Source organism: Halothiobacillus sp. DCM-1 (assembly GCF_045689735.1).
Lineage (GTDB): Bacteria > Pseudomonadota > Gammaproteobacteria > Halothiobacillales > Halothiobacillaceae > Halothiobacillus.
In genome coordinates this window covers 563955-582886 of record NZ_CP142685.1, presented here as the reverse complement: position 1 = coordinate 582886, position 18932 = coordinate 563955, and the positions used below count along the sequence as shown (strand labels likewise).

General features: G+C 59.9%; 16 protein-coding genes and 1 tRNA gene. 13 read left to right on the top strand and 4 right to left on the bottom strand.

The genetic code is table 11. The features are described from left to right. Positions 1-14: 14 nt before the first annotated feature. Positions 15-416, top strand: a complete 402-nt coding sequence (locus tag VOI35_RS02785; protein WP_407276378.1) for a CZB domain-containing protein — start codon at positions 15-17, stop codon at positions 414-416. Here VOI35_RS02785 and hda read toward each other — a convergent pair. The 3 genes from hda to ilvA form a co-directional block, all read right to left on the bottom strand. Further along, positions 413-1111, bottom strand: coding sequence for a DnaA regulatory inactivator Hda (gene hda / locus VOI35_RS02780; protein WP_407276377.1), 699 nt, complete (start codon positions 1109-1111; stop codon positions 413-415). The two genes, VOI35_RS02785 and hda, sit on opposite strands and share 4 nt — an antisense overlap. Further along, positions 1108-2193: an AI-2E family transporter gene (locus VOI35_RS02775; RefSeq protein WP_407276376.1), complete on the bottom strand. Its 1086-nt coding sequence runs from the start codon at positions 2191-2193 to the stop codon at positions 1108-1110. Before VOI35_RS02775 ends, hda begins: the two co-directional genes overlap by 4 nt. Positions 2194-2511: 318 nt before the next feature. Further along, positions 2512-4035, bottom strand: coding sequence for a threonine ammonia-lyase, biosynthetic (gene ilvA, locus VOI35_RS02770; protein ID WP_407276375.1), 1524 nt, complete (start codon positions 4033-4035; stop codon positions 2512-2514). A gap of 173 nt (positions 4036-4208) precedes the next feature. Between ilvA and rpiA the strand changes: the two genes are divergently transcribed. The 7 genes from rpiA to VOI35_RS02735 all read left to right on the top strand — a co-directional run bounded on the left by rpiA (position 4209) and on the right by VOI35_RS02735 (position 13165). Then, entirely contained in the window at positions 4209-4871 is a 663-nt protein-coding gene (gene rpiA, locus VOI35_RS02765; RefSeq protein WP_407276374.1) for a ribose-5-phosphate isomerase RpiA, read from the top strand. Beyond that, positions 4871-5713: a shikimate dehydrogenase gene (gene aroE / locus VOI35_RS02760; protein WP_407276373.1), complete on the top strand. Its 843-nt coding sequence runs from the start codon at positions 4871-4873 to the stop codon at positions 5711-5713. Before rpiA ends, aroE begins: the two co-directional genes overlap by 1 nt. Positions 5714-5738: 25 nt before the next feature. Next, entirely contained in the window at positions 5739-8519 is a 2781-nt protein-coding gene (locus tag VOI35_RS02755) for a type I restriction-modification enzyme R subunit C-terminal domain-containing protein (protein ID WP_407276372.1), read from the top strand. A gap of 11 nt (positions 8520-8530) precedes the next feature. Beyond that, positions 8531-10189, top strand: coding sequence for a restriction endonuclease subunit S (locus VOI35_RS02750; RefSeq protein ID WP_407276371.1), 1659 nt, complete (start codon positions 8531-8533; stop codon positions 10187-10189). After that, the gene (locus tag VOI35_RS02745; RefSeq protein WP_407276370.1) at positions 10186-11289 is read left to right on the top strand and encodes a Fic family protein; all 1104 of its coding nucleotides are present in this window, start codon (positions 10186-10188) and stop codon (positions 11287-11289) included. The genes VOI35_RS02750 and VOI35_RS02745 overlap by 4 nt, the downstream gene beginning before the upstream one ends. 205 nt (positions 11290-11494) lie before the next feature. Then, on the top strand, positions 11495-12955 hold the full coding sequence (locus VOI35_RS02740) for an N-6 DNA methylase (protein ID WP_407276369.1): 1461 nt from the start codon (positions 11495-11497) through the stop codon (positions 12953-12955). A 135-nt stretch (positions 12956-13090) separates the two neighbouring features. After that, positions 13091-13165: transfer RNA gene (locus VOI35_RS02735), tRNA-Glu, on the top strand. 73 nt (positions 13166-13238) lie between these two features. Here the strand turns inward: VOI35_RS02735 and argE are convergent. Beyond that, entirely contained in the window at positions 13239-14429 is a 1191-nt protein-coding gene (gene argE, locus VOI35_RS02730; protein ID WP_407276368.1) for an acetylornithine deacetylase, read from the bottom strand. 175 nt (positions 14430-14604) lie between these two features. Between argE and VOI35_RS02725 the strand changes: the two genes are divergently transcribed. Genes VOI35_RS02725 through VOI35_RS02705 form a run of 5 tightly spaced genes read left to right on the top strand, consistent with a single transcriptional unit; the run spans position 14605 to position 18920 of the window. Next, positions 14605-16053, top strand: a complete 1449-nt coding sequence (locus VOI35_RS02725) for a cytochrome ubiquinol oxidase subunit I (RefSeq protein WP_407276367.1) — start codon at positions 14605-14607, stop codon at positions 16051-16053. 23 nt (positions 16054-16076) lie between these two features. Then, on the top strand, positions 16077-17126 hold the full coding sequence (locus VOI35_RS02720) for a cytochrome d ubiquinol oxidase subunit II (protein ID WP_407276366.1): 1050 nt from the start codon (positions 16077-16079) through the stop codon (positions 17124-17126). Next, positions 17113-17367, top strand: coding sequence for a hypothetical protein (locus tag VOI35_RS02715; protein ID WP_407276365.1), 255 nt, complete (start codon positions 17113-17115; stop codon positions 17365-17367). The genes VOI35_RS02720 and VOI35_RS02715 overlap by 14 nt, the downstream gene beginning before the upstream one ends. Before the next feature lie 42 nt (positions 17368-17409). Beyond that, positions 17410-17832, top strand: coding sequence for a PilZ domain-containing protein (locus VOI35_RS02710; RefSeq protein WP_407276364.1), 423 nt, complete (start codon positions 17410-17412; stop codon positions 17830-17832). Between the two features lie 29 nt (positions 17833-17861). Further along, on the top strand, positions 17862-18920 hold the full coding sequence (locus VOI35_RS02705) for a GGDEF domain-containing protein (protein ID WP_407276363.1): 1059 nt from the start codon (positions 17862-17864) through the stop codon (positions 18918-18920). Positions 18921-18932: the final 12 nt, after the last annotated feature.

The window sequence follows — 18932 nt, the reverse complement described above, 5'->3', positions numbered from 1 at the left end:
TGATTGAGCACCGCATGAGCAGCAACGCCGCCGCCGATTTTGATTATGAGCACTTCATCAACGCCTTCGAAGAGGTGACCTACTGGCATTTTGCCTGGTACAGCCAAATCATGGCTGCCCTGCTGTTTGGTCGCATCAAACACATCCAGGGGCATCACGAGTGCAAATTCGGTCAGTTTCTGGATCAGAACCTCATTCCGCCGACTGAGACCGCAGAATTCGCCGCCGTTCGCAACTTGCACCAGCAGATGCACGAAGCCGCCAGCGCCTTGATGGCCAGCCAGGATGACACGGGGACGGTGGAAGAGGAACTGTTCGAAGAGTTTTCCGAGTTGCAAAGCTTGTTCGCTGCCGCCTGCAACGCCCTGTTACGCGCGGCCATTACCCGCTACGCCCAAATCACGACCGAACATTAATCCACCGGCTGGAACAACACCGACCGCACAAACGGCACGGTCAGCTTCCGTTGCGCGGCGAGTGAGGCCACATCGAGCTGGTCGATCGCGGCCATCAGACTGCCCACATCGCGGGCTCCGTGATTCAGAATGAACAGCGCCGCCTCAAACGGCAGGGTCAGGCCGCGCTCCAGCGCCTTGCGGCACAGCAGCTCCAGTTTTTCGGCTTCGGTCGGCGCGGCAACGCGAACCACCACCCCCCAGGCCAGGCGTGAAGCCAAATCCGGCAAGGTAACGCCCAAGTGGATCGGTGCCGCGACACTGGTCAACAGCAGACTCACGCCCCGATCGCGCGCCTGATTGATGACATCGAACAGCCAGAGTTCGCCCTCGGGCTGCTGCATCAGCCGGTGAATATCGTCGAGCACGAGCACATCGAGCGAATGCAAGGAAAGCTCCGGCAGATTCACGCCGTCGATCGCCACAAAGCCCGCGCGCCGTCCCTGCTCCGCCGCATAAAAACAGGCGGCACGCGCCAGATGCGTTTTGCCGGATGAACCGGCGCCATGCACCAAAACCTGCGCCTCGCCCGAACCGCTCATCTGCTGGGCGATCAGCGCCCGCACCAGCAGATTTTCTGCCCCGATGAAGCCATCGAGCGAGGGTGGCGCCTGGGCATCAAGCCCCAGCGGCAACTGACGCGCCCGGTGCTTCATGAATCGCGGGGGGGTGAATGCAATGGCGGCGTGTTCGACGCATCCCGATACCAGTCACTGGCGCGATACTGCGCCAGCGCATGCCGCCCCAGCACCACCAGAATCGCGGAAACCGGCAAGGCCAACAGCACGCCAAAGAATCCGAACAAAGCGCCGCCCGCCATCACCGCAAAAATCACCGCCACCGGGTGCAGGCCGATCCGCTCGCCAACGAAACGCGGCTGCCACACCACACTTTCCAAGGTCTGGCCAATGCCGAACACCAGCAGCACCCACAGCAGCGGCGTCCATTCGCCGGTTTGGATATACATCGCAATCAAGGCCATGGTGATGCCGATGATGTTGCCCAGATAGGGCACGAAACTCAGCATCCCGGCGGTCATGCCGATCACAATGCCGGTGTCCAGACCGGCGAAGGTCAAGCCGATCGAATAAGTTACGCCGTTGGCCAGCATCACCGCCAGCTGGCCCCGCAAAAAACCGCCCATCACCGTATTCGATTCCTGCGCCAACCCCACCCACCGCGCTTCCTGTGACCGGGGCAGCAAGCCACGCACCCGTTCGAGCATCAGCGGCCAATCCCGCAGGAAATAAAACCCGATCACCGGAATCAGCAAGGCATTGGCCAACGCCAGCACGACCCCCGTGCCGTTGCCGAACACGACCCGGGCGCTTTTCGCAATGACACTGCCAATTTCCTGCGCATGCTGCATGGAGAGCTGCGTGAGCAAGTTCAGGTCGAGATTCATGCCAAGATGTTCGTTAATCATCGGCACAAGTTGGGTTTGCAGCCGCGCCATCAAGGCAGGCACCACGCGGACGAGTTTCACCGCCTGATCCACAATCGCTGGCACCAGCGCCAGCACAGCGAGCACCAGCAGCAGGCTCAAACCAAAAAACACCAGGGTCGTGCCGACCGTGCGACCAATCCGCCAATGGGTGAGCCGGGTCACCAGGGGATCAAACAAATAGGCCAGCACAATGCCCGCAAAGAACGGCGTCAAAATCGGTGCCAGCAGGTAGAGCAGATACCCCAACAGCAGCAACCCGGCGACCCACAGCCAACGCATTGACAACGCCATGATTTTTTCCCTTTTCTCCGAGGTTACACGCGATGATTCACCAAGTTATCCACACAGGTATTTTCCGCGCTGCCGGCCCGGCCGGCGTGTTATCACAGGCTATATCGCTCGGCAAGCCCCCGCGCACCGAGACCCCGAATTTTTTATAAAAAACCAAACAAAACAATAAATTAATAAACAATATTCTTTCGATTCATTCGGGCTGATGCTTTTTTGATCAACCCAGCCAAGTCCCTGAATGACAATCACCCCGCCGCAATTCCCCAAGGCTTTGCACAAAGTTATCCACAGAATCTGTGAACAACAGCCGCCGCTGATTCAGGACAAAAACAGCGGCACCACCGGATTGCTGCTTTCCGGCCAGAAGGGGTAGCCCAGCTGGTGCAAATAGGCATCGAACGCAGGAATCTCGTCCGCCGGAACCTGCACGCCCACCAGCACCCGGCCATAGTCGGCACCATGATTGCGGTAATGGAACAGGCTGATGTTCCAGCGCGCGCCGAGATGGGTCAAAAATTTCAGCAAGGCGCCGGGCCGCTCCGGAAACTCGAAACGATACAACTGCTCATGCGCCAAACCCGGCGCATGCCCGCCCACCATGTGCCGCACATGCAGCTTCGCCATTTCGTTTTCGGTCAAATCCGCCACCGGATACTGGGCGGCTCGCAACTGCGCGAGCACCGCCGGTCGGTCCGTCGGCCGATCGAGCCGCACGCCCACGAAAATATGCGCATCCTGATGGTCGGCAAAGCGATAGTTGAACTCGGTAATCGACCGCCGGCCCAGCAGTTCGCAAAACGCCAGAAAACTGCCGGGTCGCTCCGGAATGGTGACTGCGAACAGCGCCTCGCGCGCCTCGCCCAAATCCGCCCGCTCGGCCACGAAGCGCAGCCGGTCGAAATTCATATTGGCGCCAGAAGCAATCGCCACCAGCGTTTCGCCCGCCGCCCCCGTTTGCCGGACATATTTCTTCAAACCCGCCAGCGCCAGCGCCCCGGCAGGCTCGTTGATGCTGCGGGTATCATCGAAGGTGTCCTTGATGGCCGCGCTCATTTCATCGGTATCCACGGTGATGACCTCATCCACCGCCAGCCGCACCACCGCGAACGGGTGTTCGCCCACCTGCCGCACCGCGACGCCATCGGCAAACAGCCCCACCTGATCGAGCACGACCCGCGCATCCGCCGCCAGCGCCGCCGCGAGACACGCCGCATCGTCCGGTTCCACCCCAATGATGCGAATCTCGGGCCGCAAGAGCTTCACATACGCCGCCACCCCAGCAATCAGCCCGCCACCACCGACCGGCACGAAAATCGCGTGAATCGGATCCGGGTGCGCCCGCAGGATTTCGGCGCCAATCGTCCCCTGCCCGGCAATCACATCCGGATGATCATAAGGAGGAATGAACACCAGCGACCGCTCAACCGCCAGCGCCTGCATGTGGGCGAAGGCTTCGTCGAAAGTATCGCCGTGCAGCACGGCTTCCGCCCCCCGGCGACGCACCGCATCCACCTTGATGGCCGGCGTCGTCTGCGGCATCACGATCACTGCGGGCACACCGAGGCGCGCCGCCGCCAGCGCCACACCCTGCGCATGATTCCCCGCCGATGCGGTAATCACCCCAGCGCCCAGCGCGTTCGACTGCTTGAGGCGGTGCATCATGTTGTAAGCACCCCGCAGCTTGAAGGAGAACACCGGCTGCGTGTCTTCCCGCTTGAGCAGCACCCGGTTGCCGAGCCGCGCGGAAAGCAATGGTGCCTCGGTCAGCGGCGACTCGATGGCCACATCGTAGACCCGCGCGGTCAGAATTCGGCGGAGATAATCCTGCAATAACTGCGACAAAATCCGTTCCTCAATCAAGTGGCTCAAATCGCCCAGGCGGATGCAACCTTGGGGCTATCATGCCAGAATGAGGGGCTTTAGCGGCAGCCTGCCGCTTAATCCATCCCGGCGCTCTCCAGGGGCGCCTTGACCCAACCCGGCACCACCCAAGGTGCCTATGAAGGATGTTGCCCATGACGCCGCAAGATACGCTCAAACAACAAGCCGCCCTCGCCGCCCTCGACTATGTCGAAGCCGGCAGCATCGTCGGGGTGGGCACCGGCTCGACCGTCAACTTTTTCATCGACGGCTTGGCGAAAATCAAACACAAAATCGAAGGCGCCGTATCCAGCTCCGAGGCCAGCACCCAACGGCTGCGGGCGCATGGCATCGAAGTATTTGATTTGAATGGCGTGGGCGATATTCCGGTCTATATCGACGGCGCCGATGAAACCAACGCCCACCTGCAATTGATCAAAGGCGGTGGCGGTGCCCTAACCCGCGAAAAAATCATCGCGCACATGGCCAAAACCTTCGTCTGCGTGGCCGATGAAAGCAAGATGGTGCCGCGCCTCGGTAAATTCCCGCTGCCGATCGAAGTCATCCCCATGGCACGCAGCATGATCGCGCGCGAACTCGTCAAACGCGGCGGCCAGCCGGTGTATCGCGATGGCTTCGTAACGGATAACGGCAACCAGATTCTCGACATCCACAATCTCGACATCATGGAACCGGCCAAACTCGAAGCGGAGCTGAACCACATCCCCGGCATCGTCACCGTCGGCCTGTTCGCGCTGCGCCCCGCTGATGTGCTGATTCTGGCGACGGCCAACGGCGTGCGCACCGTCAAAATCTGATGGGCGCCCCCCTATACGGCGTGATCGGCAACCCCATCGGACACAGCCGATCCCCGGCCATCCACCGCGCCTTTGCCGAACAAACCGACATCGCCCTGCAGTACGACGCCCTCCTCGCGCCACTCGACGGCTTCGAGGCCACGGTGGCGGGCTTTCGTGCCGCCGGTGGACGGGGGCTCAATGTCACCGTGCCCTTCAAAGCGCAAGCCTATGCCCTCTGTGGGGTTCGCACGCCGAGAGCCGAGCGCGCCGGGGCGGTCAACACGCTGATTTTTCCTGCCAATCCCGGGGGCCTCGTTGAAGGCGACAATACCGACGGCGCCGGACTGCTGGCCGATCTGCACCGCCTCGGCGTGCCATTGAATGGTCGGCGCATCCTGCTGCTGGGTGCCGGTGGCGCAACCCGGGGCGTGCTCGAACCCCTACTCGCCGCACATCCGGCGGAACTGTTCATCGCCAACCGCAGCCCGGACAAAGCCCAGGCGCTCGCGCAGGATTTTCTGGCACTCGCCCAGCCAGGCCAACTTCGCGCCGGCGGCTTCGCCGACATCCCGCCCGCGCCGTTCGACCTGATCATCAACGCCACCGCCGCCAGCCTGGCCGGTGAACAACTGCCCTTGCCCCGCGCGATTCTCACCCCGGCCACCCTCGCCTACGACATGGCCTATGGCGCAACGCCCACTGTCTTCCTGCGCTGGGCAGAATCTTTCGGCGCTCAAACCGCCGATGGATTGGGCATGCTGGTCGAACAAGCCGCCGAGAGTTTCTGGCGATGGCATAGCATCCGCCCCGAGACCGAACCCGTACTGCGCAGCCTGCGCGAGACCCTACAATCGCGCTAACTTCGCACAGGGAGCCCGAACCCACATGACCCCAGAAACCAAAGCCCGCCAGCAAATCGACCAGAAGCTGGAACAAGCGGGCTGGTCGATTCAGGACATGCGGCAGCTCAACTTGGGCGCAGCAGTGGGCGTGGCGGTGCGCGAATATCCCACCGACACCGGCCCGGCGGATTATGTGCTGTTCGTGAATCGAGAAGCCGTTGGCGTGATCGAAGCCAAGAAAGACAGCGCCGGAGAAAACCTCACCGTCACCGAGAACCAAACCGAGCGCTACGCCGCTGCCAATCTCAAATGGCGCAAGGACAGCACCCCGTTGCGCTTCCTGTTCGAGGCCACCGGCCAGATCATCCGCTTTACCGACAACGCCGACCCGGCACCCCGTTCGCGCGAAATCTTTCATTTTTTCAAGCCCGAAACGCTGGCCGCTTGGTCTGCCCAACCAGAAACGCTACGCCGCCGTCTGGCCGAGCACATGCCGGCCTTGCCCGAGCGCAACCTGCGTGATTGCCAGATTAGCGCCGTCACCGGGCTGGAAAAGTCACTGGCACTGAACAAACCCCGTGCGCTGGTGCACATGGCCACCGGCGCGGGCAAAACCTTCACCGCCATCACGGCGGTCTATCGCCTGCTCAAGTTCGGCAGCGCCAAACGCATTTTGTTTCTGGTCGATACCCGCAACCTTGGCAAACAGGCGCATCAGGAATTCATGGCCTACACGCCGCCGGACGATGGCCGCAAGTTCACCGAGCTGTACAACGTGCAGCGGCTGGCCTCGCCCAATATCGACCCGCATGCGCAGGTGTGCATCAGCACCATCCAGCGCATGTACGCCATCCTCTCTGGCAAGCCGATTGACGAATCCGCCGAAGACATTTCGCTCAACGAAGTTCAGCAAACGCCCAAGCAAGAAAAGTTCGTCCGCTACAACCCCGCCGTACTGGTGGAAACCTTCGATTTCATCGTCATCGACGAATGCCACCGCAGCATCTACAACCTGTGGAAGCAGGTGCTCGATTACTTCGACGCTTTTCTTATCGGCCTCACCGCCACGCCCGACAAACGCACCTTCGGCTTCTTCAACGAAAACATCGTGGCCGAATACACCTACGAGCAGTCCGTCGCCGATGGTGTGAATGTGGGCTACGACGTGTATGAAATCGAAACCGAAATCACGAGCAAGGGCGCGGAACTGAAGGCCAAAGAATGGGTGGACCACCGTGACCGCGCCACCCGCAAAAAGCGCTGGGGCGAAACCGAGGAAGACACCGCCTACACGGGTAAGGAGCTGGATAAATCGGTGGTCAACGTGAGCCAAATCCGCCAGGTCATCCAGGCCATGAAAACCGCCGTGGAAACGCAAATCTTCCCGGCGCGCAAAGAAACGCCCAAAACCCTGATCTTCGCCAAGACCGATAGCCACGCCGACGACATCATCAATATCGTGCGCGAGGTCTATGGCCAAGGCAACGCCTTCTGCAAGAAAGTCACCTACCGAGCAGAGGAAGACGCAGACAGCATCCTCAGCAGCTTTCGCAACGACTACAACCCGCGCATCGCCGTCACTGTGGACATGATCGCCACCGGCACCGATGTCAAACCGCTGGAAGTGCTGCTGTTCATGCGCGATGTGCGCAGCCGTGGCTACTACGAACAGATGAAAGGGCGCGGCGTGCGCTCGCTGGATGGCGACAGCCTCAAGCGGGTCAGCAACAGCGCGGACGGTGCCAAAACCCGCTTCGTACTCATCGACGCCGTGGGGGTGGAAAAAAGCCTCAAAACCGAAAGCCGTCCGCTGGAAAAGAAACCCGGCGTGGCACTGAAAGACCTGCTGCAAGGCGTGGCCATGGGCAGCCGCGACGATGACACTGTGCTCTCGCTGGCCAATCGCCTGGTACGCCTGGCCAAGCAACTGGACGACAAAGCGCAGGCGCGCATCGAAAAAATCTCCGGCGGCATCCCCGTGGGGGAACTCGGCAAAAGCCTGATCGCCGCGCTCGACCCCGATGCCATCGTGCAAACCGCGCTGGCCACCGCCCGCGCCAAGGGCATCACCCGCTCTGAGGACACCTTGCTGCCCGAAGAGCTCGAAGCCGCCCGTGCCGCCCGCGTCGCCGCCGCCTGCGCCCCTTTCGACAAGCCGGAACTGCGCGATGTAATCGAAAACGCCCGCCGCGAACGCGAGCAGATCATCGACCACATCAACCTCGATCAAGTCACCTTCGCAGGGTTCAGCGAACAGGCCGAAACGCAGGCACAAGCCGTGATCCAGACCTTTGCCGACTATCTTGCGCAACACAAGGACGAAATCGCCGCCCTCGGCTTTTTCTACCAGCAGCCCTACCAGCGCCGCGCCCTCACCTTCGCCATGCTCGAAGACCTGCACGAACAGCTCAGCCGCCCGCCCCTGATGCTCACCACCGAACGGCTCTGGAGCGCCTATGCCCGCGTGCGGACGAACGCCGTCAAAGGTGCCGACCGCAAGCGCCAGCTCACCGACCTCGTTAGCCTGCTGCGTTTTGCCCTGGGGCTGGATACCGAACTGCAACCCTTCGCCGACGAGGTGGACAAACGCTTCCAGGCCTGGATCTTCCGCCACAACGCCCAGCGCGCCACCGCCTTCACCCCCGAACAAACCGAATGGCTGCGCCTGATGAAAGACCACATCGCCAGCTCTTGCAGCATCAGCCGCGAGGATTTCGACTACGCCGAACTGGCCGACAAGGGCGGGTTACAGCGCGCTTGGCAGGTTTTTGGCAAGGAACTGGATGGACTGATGGATGAAATGAATTGGGAGTTGGTGGCGTAATGGCTTTCACGATGACTGTTGCCGAAGTTATTGCGGCAGACACTACCGGATTGCTCGCAAAGCACCCAAGCTGGGAGCGAGTGCCACTCGCTCAAGTTGCTGACATATTGAATGGCGCGCCATTTGACTCGACTCTGTTTACTAGCTCTGAAGGCATGCCACTGGCACGAATCCGTGATGTGCTCACTGGAGATACCAGCACCTATTACACCGGCCCATATGAAGAGACTTACGTCATTGGACACGGCGATTTGCTCGTCGGCATGGATGGTGACTTCAACTCTGGTTTTTGGGGTATCAGGCCTGCATTACTGAATCAGCGGGTATGCAAGATCACGCCCATTGAACAGTTCTATGACAAAAGACTGCTGTCGCTTGCTCTTCCGGGCTATCTCGCGGCCATCAATGCGAATACTCCATCAGTCACAGTCAAACACTTGTCCTCCAAGACCATCGGTGAGATTGAACTGCCACTACCACCCCGCGCCGAACAGACCCGAATTGTCGCCAAACTCGAAGAACTGCTATCCAGTCTCGATGCCGGGGTGGCCGAACTCAAGGCCGCGCAGAAGAAGCTGGGGCAATACCGCCAGTCGCTGCTGAAAGCTGCCGTCGAGGGTGCGCTCACCGCCGAATGGCGCGCGGCGCGGCAAAACACCCCTCACCCCAACCCCTCTCCCGCAAGGGGAGAGGGGCTAAACCCCAATGCCGCACCTTCCCCCCTCCCCCCTCGCGGGGGAGGGGCTGGGGGAGAGGGGGATCAAACCGAAACCGGCGCGCAACTGCTGCAACGCATCCTCACCGAACGCCGCGCCCGCTGGGAAGCCAAACAATTCGCCAAGTTTGCGGAACAAGGCAAAACCCCGCCCAAAGATTGGCAGAAGAAATACCCCGAACCTGTGCAGCCAGACACCACCGATTTGCCGGAACTGCCGGAGGGGTGGGTGTGGGCGAGTGTGGATCAGCTACTCGCAGACATCGAAACGGGAAAGAGCTTCAAGTGTGAGGAACGTCCTCCGCGCAGTAATGAGGTTGGTGTTGTAAAAGTTAGTGCGGTAAGTTGGGGCGATTACAACGAACAAGAAAGCAAAACATGCCATGACGAATCAATGATTCGACCAGAGTTGTTTGTTAATGCTGGCGACTTTCTGTTATCTCGCGCAAACACAATCGAGCTAGTCGGCGCATGTGTCATTGCCAAGACCGTCACCAAGCGAGTCATGCTCAGCGACAAAATCCTTCGATTCGATCTGGTAAGAGAAGAGTTAAAAACTTGGCTTCTGACGCTGCTACGCAGTGAGCTTGGCCGCAAATACATTGAACAGCTTGCTTCTGGCAATCAGGAGTCCATGCGCAACATTGGCCAAGAGCGGTTACGCCAAATTCCTATCCCGTTGCCTTGTTTGAATGAAATAGCAAAGGCATCAGAACTGCTGTCAGTAAACCTTATGGCTGCGAAGGAACAGGAGCAGGCCATCGACCACGCCCTCAAACAATCCGCCGCGCAGCGCCAGAACATCCTGCGCGCGGCCTTTGCCGGCCAACTGGTGCCGCAAGACCCCAACGACGAACCCGCAAGCGTGTTGCTGGAACGCATCCGCGCCGAGCGCGCCGCACGCCAGACCAGCAAAAAACCGCGTGGCCGCAAAATCAAGGAATGCACTCTATGAAGCCCTATGTGCCCGATGCGCTGCCACTGGCGAATCTTGATCTAGCGCGGCTGTTGCCAAAAATTGGCCCGGCCAATGCCGCTTTGGCGCGTTACGACGGTTTGCTGCAAAGCGTGGTGAATCCGGCCGTGATGTTGTCGCCGCTAACCCAACGCGAGGCGGTGCTGTCGTCAAAAATCGAGGGCACGCAGGCCACGGTGGATGAGGTGCTGGAGTTTGAAGCGGGCATGGATTTCGATCCTGAAAAAACCAGCGATATTCAGGAGGTTGTCAATTACCGCGAAACGCTGACACTGGCTGCTCACGAGGTTGCACATCGCCCTATCAGTCTTGGTCTGTTGCGGCAGATGCACGCTGTTTTGATGGACAGTGTGCGAGGCGCCAATAAGACGCCGGGCGAATTCCGCCGCGAGCAGAACTGGATTGGCAGCGCGGGCTGCACCATCGAACAAGCGAGCTTTGTGCCGCCCTCGCCCCTGCAACTGCTCGATTATTTGCAGGCTTGGGAAACTTATCTGGCGGCCAGCGATGTGGATGTGCTGTTGCAATGCGCTGTGGTACACGCGCAGTTTGAGCTGATCCACCCATTCAAGGATGGTAATGGCCGTATTGGCCGGTTGTTGATCCCTTTGTTCCTTTATCAGAAGCAGGCGCTGGCCAGCCCGATGTTCTATCTGTCGGACTATCTGGAAAGCCACCGCGACAGCTATTACGCCCACTTGCAGGCCATTAGCCGCGAGGGCGACTGGAACGGCTGGATTGCTTTCTTTTTGGAGGCGGTTACACAGCAGGCATTGAGCAACGCCGGACGCGTGCGCGCCATGATGACGCTGTACGAAGAGATGAAGCGGCGCATCGCTGAGCTGACCCGCTCGCAACACGCCATAGCGGTACTCGACACCCTGCTCGACCGGCCGATTTTTCAGTCCGGCGATTTTGTGCAGCGCTCGGGCATACCTAAACAGTCGGCTTCGCCTTTTCTGCGCAGCTTGCGCGAGGCGGGCATTCTACAGGTGTTACGGGAGAGCCGTGGCCGCCGATCCGCCGTGCTGGCCTTCCGCGATCTGTTGAATTGTGCCGAAGGCAGGGAGATATTTTGAGTCCGACCCGTCGTACACAAGTTATTTTGCGCATGACGAAAGCATTTTTTTCGGACTCAAATGGCGTTGTGTATGGTGCGCCGGACTCAAGATTTACAAGGTGCCGGTCAGGCTTATTATCTTTGACGCAGGATAATAAAACCCGAGAACACGCTATCTATCTGATAAAAATAGATAAATTTTAATCTTTATTATCCGGAACCCCATGAACACCTCCACCCTCGTCCAAAAAGTCTGGAACTTCTGCCACACCCTGCGCGATGACGGCGTGGGCTATGGCGATTATCTGGAACAGCTCACTTACCTGCTGTTTTTGAAGCTGGCGCATGAGTACGCGCAGGAGCCGTACAACCGCGACACGCATGTTCCAGCCGGCTACGACTGGGCCAGCCTGCGGAGCAAGACCGGCGAGCCGCTGGAGGCGCATTACCTGGCCACCCTGCACCGGCTGGGGCAGGAACCGGGCATGTTGGGGGCGATCTTCTTCAAGGCGCAGAACAAGATTCAGGATCCGGCCAAGCTGTCAAGGCTGGTGCAGATGATCGACGCGGAAAACTGGATCAGTCTGGACGCCGATACCAAAGGCGATCTGTACGAAGGTTTGTTGCAGAAAAACGCCGAGGACACCAAGAGCGGCGCCGGGCAGTATTTCACGCCACGGGCACTGATCGAGGCGATGGTGGCCTGCGTGCGCCCCGAACCGATGAAAACCATTGCCGACCCGGCCTGTGGCACCGGCGGCTTTTTTCTGGGCGCCTACAACTGGCTGACGCGCCCCGGCAGCCAGCTCAACAAGGCACAAAAGGAGTTCCTGCGCGACCAGACTTTCCACGGCAATGAAATCGTGCCGAACACGCGCCGCATGTGTTTGATGAATCTGTTCCTGCACAACATCGGCGAGCTGGATGGCGAGCCGTCGGTGGAGCGATCGGATGCGCTGATCGCCGAGCCCAAGCGCAAGGTGGATTATGTGCTGGCCAATCCGCCTTTCGGCAAGAAGAGCAGCATGACGATTACCAACGAGGAGGGCGAGGAAGACCGCGAGGCGCTGACCTACGAGCGCCAGGATTTTTGGGAAACGACCTCTAACAAGCAGCTCAATTTCTTGCAACACATCGTCAGCATGCTCAAGGTGGACGGCAAAGCGGCGGTGGTGCTGCCCGATAATGTGCTCTTCGAGGGGGGTGCGGGTGAGCGGATTCGCCGCAAGCTGTTGGAGACCTGCGATGTGCACACCATCCTGCGCCTGCCGACTGGGATTTTCTACGCGCAGGGCGTGAAGGCGAATGTGGTGTTTTTTGACAACGCGCCCAAGGATGGCCGTGTGCATACCCAAGGCGTGTGGTTCTACGACCTGCGCACCAATCAGCACTTTACTTTGAAGACCCGTCCGCTCAAGCTGGATGATCTTCAGGACTTCATCACCTGCTACCACCCGGAAAACCGCCACGAGCGGCGCGAGACCGAGCGCTTCAGATTCTTCAGCTATGAAGATCTCATCGCCCGCGACAAGGCCAGTTTGGACATCTTCTGGCTCAAGGATGACAGCCTGGACAACCTCGACGAGCTGCCGCCGCCCGAGGTGCTGCAACAGGAGATCATCGAGCATCTGGAGGCTGCGCTAGCGGCCTTCCGCGATGTGGCAGCAGGATTACCTCGCTCTTGATGCACACCACCGCCCCATATGCGTGAGGGTGGCGCTGCGTAGGAGGGTTGGGGTAAATGGGAATCCGGTCAATCGAAGGCACTGAAAAGGACTAGACGCTTCCGATCGACTTTGGCACAATGCGCCCCCTGATTTGCTCCGTTCGTCTAGCGGTTAGGACATCGCCCTTTCACGGCGGTAACAGGGGTTCGATTCCCCTACGGAGTGCCAATCCCCACGCCCCTGGTCAATTTTGGCCGGGGGCGTTTGTTTTGATGGGCGCCATTCGGGGCGGGCGGCGGATTCAACCGGCCAGGCAACAGCGCTGAATGAGCTGGCGCAGCATCCGCACCGTATCGTGCAGGGCATCGAGGCGAATGAACTCATCCGGCTGGTGCGCCTGGTCGATGCTGCCCGGCCCGAACACCACCGTATCGCAGCCGAGCGCCTGATAGAACGGGGCTTCCGTGCCATAGGCGACTGAGCGCGGTTGCTGGCCGCTAATCTCCGCTAAGTAACCCGCCAAAACCGAATCCGGGCCCGCGTCGAATGGTTCTATCCCCGCCGAGAGTGTGCGGAGTTCGAACGAGCAGCCGGTGTCGGCCAAGGCCTCGGCCACCCGCTCGCGTAGCGCCGCCCGTAACTCGCTGCCGCGCATACCCGGCAGGGGGCGCAGGTCGAAGTGCAGCGTGCAACTCGGGCAAATCCGGTTCGGGTTATCCCCGCCGCAAATGTGGCCGAAATTGAGCGTGGGATACGGCACCGCGAATCGCGGTTGGGTGATGGTTTTGAGCGATTCCCGCCAGTCGGTGATTGCCGTAAGTACGCGCTGCATGCCATCGAGCGCGTTCACTCCATTGGCCGGATCGCTCGAATGGCCACTGCGCCCGATCACGGTGACCGCTTCCATCATCACGCCCTTGTGCAGCGCCACCGGCGCCAGTCCGGTCGGCTCACCGATCACGCAAAACCGGGCTTTGGGGCGCTGGAGTTCGGCCAGCAAGCGGGCACCATCCATGCTGCTTTCTTCATCGGCCGTCGCCACGATCCACAGCGGCGCAGTCAAATCCGCTGGCCGCAACCCGCGCGCGGCTTCGATGGCCAACGCCAAAAAGCTTTTCATATCGGCAGTGCCGAGGCCGTAGGCACGATCGCCGTCGATCGTCCAGCGGAACGGATCGTGCCGCCAACGCCCTTCATCAAACGGCACGGTGTCCGTATGCCCGGCCAGAATCAAGCCCGAGGCGCAATCCCCGGTTTCTGCACCGAGCCGGGCGATGAGGTTGGCTTTGTCGGGGCGATGTGCCAGCGGCAGGATTTCCACGCGGAACCCGGCTGCCGCGAGCCACTCGGCTAACTGGTCGATCACTGCGCGGTTCCCTTGATCGAATTGCGGCGAGACACTGCTGATGGACGGGGTGGCGATCAGCTGCGCCAACATGGTGGTCAGATCAGGCGCGGCCATGGGGGTCACACTCACTGGGGGAAATTCCATGAAAACTCGATGGGTTCAAAAAAGATCGCCTAGTTAATAAATTTAGAAAATACAGGCAAACTAATCTAGGATTATTTTACCGTATGACAATCCACAGCCTCGCGCTTGCACGAAGTTCGCCGGATCGCCATGCTCACCCAATACTTTGCGCAGCTCGCGCCCAAAGGAGGATTCCATGACAGACAGCGCGCTGATGGTTGATCTCGCCCGGCTGGATTTCAGCTGGATTTCTACGATGCACATTTTGTATCCGCCCCTGACCATCGGGCTGGCCACTTTCCTGCTGTTCAGCGAGTGGCGCTGGCTGAAGACCGATGATGAGGAATGGTATCGGCTTACGCGGTTCTTCGAGAAGCTGTTTGTCATCAATTTCGGTGCGGGCGTGGCCACCGGGGTCACCATGGAGATGGCCTTCGGCATTTTGTTTGGCCCCTTTTCGCAGGCCGCCGGGCCGTTTTTCGGCAATATTCTCGGCTATGAAACCATTACCGCGTTCATGTATGAGGCCGGGTTCATCGGTCTGATGATTTTCGGTTGGGGCAAAATCAGCAAAAAAATGCACCTGTTCGCCACCTTCAATGTGGCGTTTTCTTCCATGCTTTCTGCGATGTGGATTCTGGTGGCGAATTCCTGGATGCAATCACCCACCGGCGTGCATCTGGAGAACGGCCTGTTTCTGGTCGATGACTGGACAAAGGCCATTTTCAACCCGAACTTCCTCACCGGCTTTCCGCATATGCTGATTGCAGCGTTTGAAATCGGCCTGTTTTTCGTCGCCGGGATTTCCGCCTGGATGATTCTGAAAAACCGTCAGCCGCAATTATTTCTGCGGAGTCTCACGGCAGCGATGCTGGCGTTGGTCGTGGTGGCGCCCCTGCAGGTCTGGATCGGCGATGAACTCGGGCGCACCGTCGCCGAACACGATCCGGCCGCGCTCGCCGCGATGGAGGGGCATTGGCACACCTATTTGCCGGATGGCAGCCCGAATACCAGCTGGAATCTGATCGCCTGGCCGAATGAAGCCAAGGCTACCAATGATTTCCAAATCAGCATTCCGCATGTGCTGAGCCTGCTGGAAGATCATCAGTGGGAGAGCGTGGTGCCGGGGCTCGATCAAGTCAAACCGGAGGATCGTCCGCCCGTGCTGGCGCCGTTTTATGCCTTCCGCATCATGGTGGCCGCCGGGGGCATCCTGATGTTGCTGGCGCTTTGGGCGGGCTGGCTGAAATGGCGGGGTGAATTTACGGTGCGTGGCTTGCAGCAGCGACCGTGGTTTCTGCGCGCGCTGGTGTTTAGCGCCATTCTGCCGTACATCGCCATCTGGACCGGCTGGTGGACGCGGGAAATCGCCCGCCAGCCGTGGATCGTGCATGGTTTGATGCGCACCTCAGAGGGCGTGAGTCAAATGAGCATCGGCGCCGAAATCGCCTGGTTCATCGGCTTTGTGATCTTCGATCTGCTGGTGTGGCTGGGCGCCTGGTACTTCTTCGCCAAAGTGGTGCGCAAAGGGCCGGATATGGACTCCCCGGTGGTCGATGGCGACAACCCGGAATTCACCCTGGGCACGCTGCCCGACGCGACCGCAGCGGAAGGCAAACCCCTGTTCGTGCGCCCGACGGCCTGATAATTGAACGGAGCATGTTCGTTATGGAACATATTTTTACGATAACCCACGGCTACCAATGGCTGACCGTGATCTGGTGGCTGCTGATCGGCCTGTTTGTCGTGCTCTACATCATCTTGGATGGTGCGGATCTCGGCTCTGGCGTCTTCTCGTTATTTCAAGCGGATCATGAGGAACGCGGCGCCATCATGGCCTCGATGGCCGGCACCTGGGATGCGAATGAAACCTGGCTGGTCGTGGCGGGCGGGGCGATTTTCGGCACCTTTCCACTCGCCTATGGCTCGCTATTCCACTACCTGATGATTCCGCTGATGGTCACCCTCTGGGGCATCATCTTGCGGGCGGTGTCGCTGGAATTCCACCACCATGCGGATCGCAGCAAACACTTCTGGGGCTGGGGGTTTGGAGCGGGCAGTCTGGTCACCACCTTTGCCGCCGGGGTTTCTCTGGGCGCGTTTTTGCAAGGATTTTCTCTGTCCGCCGGGCCGGTGCCCACCTTTAACGGCGGGGCGCTGGATTTTCTTACCCCCTTCAGCCTGTGGACGGGCGTGACCGCGAGCATCGCCGCGTCGCTCGCCGGCGGCGTGTATCTGCGTGCCCGCTTCGACCGGGACACAGAAATTTATGCCAAAGCCCTGCGTTGGACCAACTGGATGTTCTATCTCGGCCTGATCGCCATTTTGAGCACGGTGATCTGGACGGCGCTGCAGTTCCCCTGGGCGCGGGCGCGCTGGTTTGGGGAATATATGTGGGTCTATGGACTGGCCGGCGCGGTCGTGCTGGGCGCCACCTGGGAAATGCGCCGCGCCTCGCGCGAGCAGCGGGACATTACCGCCATGCTCTGGCTGGGTGCGATCGTATTCATCAATTTTGGCACCATGATGGCGACGCTCTACCCCTGGTTCGTGCCCGGTACGATGACGATCTTCGATGCCGCCAACCCCTCCAACTCCCTGAGCGCATTCAGTTATGCCATGCTGGGTTTTGTGCCGGTGATGCTGTCGTACAACTTCTATCAAGCCTGGGTCTTCCGTGCGCGGCTGCACAAACTCGCCGGTTATGCCAACCATTGAAGCCGAGCCGCAGCCGTGCTGGCGCGCCCTTTGGCGGCGGAACCGGGGTGCGGCGCTGTTCATGATCGTCCCAGCGCTGGGCCTGTGGCTCGTCGCCGCCATTTTCACGCCCCCCCCTCCGTTGTGGCTTGGCGCCGCGGGGATGACCGCGCTCATGGCCGGGCTTTTGGGTCATCTGATCTGGCGGGATTTCACCCGATACTGTCGGCACCGCGCAAATGGCGCGGCGCGTAACGATTGACAGCGCCCGCAAAAGCCCGCACATTGCCGCTCAAGCGCTTTCATGATGCCATTACCCATGCACGAACGACCGCCGACGAACAACCACCGACATTATGTCCGGCCTGCCTTGGGGCTGCCGGCGGTGGTGCGTTTGCAGGGGCAAGAATTGGGCGCCCTCGTGACAGACATCTCCCTGAAAGGCGCGCTGCTCAAACTCGACACCCCCCTGCCCCAACCCTGCGCGCTCAATACCGCCCTGCATCTGGATTTACTCTCCGACCCGGAGCGCATTTTGCTGCTCTCCCTGAATGCCGAGGTGCGCCATGCCAGCAGCCACTGGCTTGGGGTTTCCTGGCCAACGATCGATCTCGACAACCTCACCACCCTCCGACAACTGCTGATCGCCAATGTGGCCGATGACCAACAAATTGACCGTGAACTCAGTGAACTCTTCTCTACAGCGCAGCAAGCGCCAACCGAATAACGACTTGTTGAAAAAAGGATTTTTCAGGCATGTTTGATTACACCCACGACCAGGCGCAATCGCATGAGGTGCTGCGCCTCACCCTCAGCGAATTGCAGGCGCTGAACCTGCCGCCCAACCCGATCTACTTCACCCTGTTCTATGAACGGGCGCTGCGGCGGGATGCGAGCTTGACCAAGGACATCGACGATGCCATCAACGCCGAAGCGGGGTTGACGATGGATCGCGCACAAGAGATTTTCGACACCCACCTGCTCAACGGCAGCCTCAAAGAAATGAGCAAGGCGCACGCTGCCCTGTTGCGCGTGGTGCGCAACCTGATGATGCAAATGCTGACGACCGGCAATGAATTTTCCAACTACGCGGCGTCACTCGGCGACTTCATGCGGAAAATCGACCGCAGCGATTCGATCGAAGACATTCGCAGTCTGACGGCGGAAATCATCGATGATTCCCGCGAGATTCAGCGCAGCACCAAAGATACCTCGATCCAGCTCACCAGCGCCGGAGATGAAATCAACCGGCTCAAAGAGGAGTTGGAAGCCGCCCGCCGAGACGCGCGCACCGATCCACTCACCGGGCTGGCCAATCGCCGGGGCCTGAATGACCTGTTGCAGCAGCGCATCCAGATTTTTCTGCAGGAAAAAATCCCCTTCTGCGTGATCTTGTCCGACATCGATTTTTTCAAACGCATCAACGACGGCTATGGCCATCTGGTCGGCGACAAGATTCTGCGCTTCGTCGCGCGCACGCTGATGGCGAATGTCAAAGGGCAAGACACGGTCATTCGCTTTGGCGGGGAAGAATTCGCCATTGTGCTGCCGCACACCCAATTCGAGGGCGGCATCGCCGTGGCGCAACAGTTGCGCAGCAAAATCGCCGGGTCGCGGCTGCGGCTGGCCGAGAGTGGCCGTGATCTGGGCGGTTTGACCATGTCTTTTGGCGTCGCCTGCGTGCATCTGCGCGACACACCAGACGCCCTGCTCCGCCGCGCCGATGACGCGCTGATGCAAGCCAAGGCGCAAGGGCGGGATCAGGTGGTTGGGCAACGCTGCCCGAGCGAAGAACCCGCCGCCGAGGATCTTTGACAAGCGTTAAAA

Coding starts and splice junctions, on each gene's coding strand:
- VOI35_RS02785 (WP_407276378.1), top strand. CDS start 15: ATGAGCAGCAACGCCGCCGCCGATTTTGATTATGAGCACTTCATCAAC.
- hda (WP_407276377.1), bottom strand. CDS start 1,111: ATGAAGCACCGGGCGCGTCAGTTGCCGCTGGGGCTTGATGCCCAGGCG.
- VOI35_RS02775 (WP_407276376.1), bottom strand. CDS start 2,193: ATGGCGTTGTCAATGCGTTGGCTGTGGGTCGCCGGGTTGCTGCTGTTG.
- rpiA (WP_407276374.1), top strand. CDS start 4,209: ATGACGCCGCAAGATACGCTCAAACAACAAGCCGCCCTCGCCGCCCTC.
- aroE (WP_407276373.1), top strand. CDS start 4,871: ATGGGCGCCCCCCTATACGGCGTGATCGGCAACCCCATCGGACACAGC.
- VOI35_RS02755 (WP_407276372.1), top strand. CDS start 5,739: ATGACCCCAGAAACCAAAGCCCGCCAGCAAATCGACCAGAAGCTGGAA.
- VOI35_RS02750 (WP_407276371.1), top strand. CDS start 8,531: ATGACTGTTGCCGAAGTTATTGCGGCAGACACTACCGGATTGCTCGCA.
- VOI35_RS02745 (WP_407276370.1), top strand. CDS start 10,186: ATGAAGCCCTATGTGCCCGATGCGCTGCCACTGGCGAATCTTGATCTA.
- VOI35_RS02740 (WP_407276369.1), top strand. CDS start 11,495: ATGAACACCTCCACCCTCGTCCAAAAAGTCTGGAACTTCTGCCACACC.
- argE (WP_407276368.1), bottom strand. CDS start 14,429: ATGGAATTTCCCCCAGTGAGTGTGACCCCCATGGCCGCGCCTGATCTG.
- VOI35_RS02725 (WP_407276367.1), top strand. CDS start 14,605: ATGACAGACAGCGCGCTGATGGTTGATCTCGCCCGGCTGGATTTCAGC.
- VOI35_RS02720 (WP_407276366.1), top strand. CDS start 16,077: ATGGAACATATTTTTACGATAACCCACGGCTACCAATGGCTGACCGTG.
- VOI35_RS02715 (WP_407276365.1), top strand. CDS start 17,113: ATGCCAACCATTGAAGCCGAGCCGCAGCCGTGCTGGCGCGCCCTTTGG.
- VOI35_RS02710 (WP_407276364.1), top strand. CDS start 17,410: ATGATGCCATTACCCATGCACGAACGACCGCCGACGAACAACCACCGA.
- VOI35_RS02705 (WP_407276363.1), top strand. CDS start 17,862: ATGTTTGATTACACCCACGACCAGGCGCAATCGCATGAGGTGCTGCGC.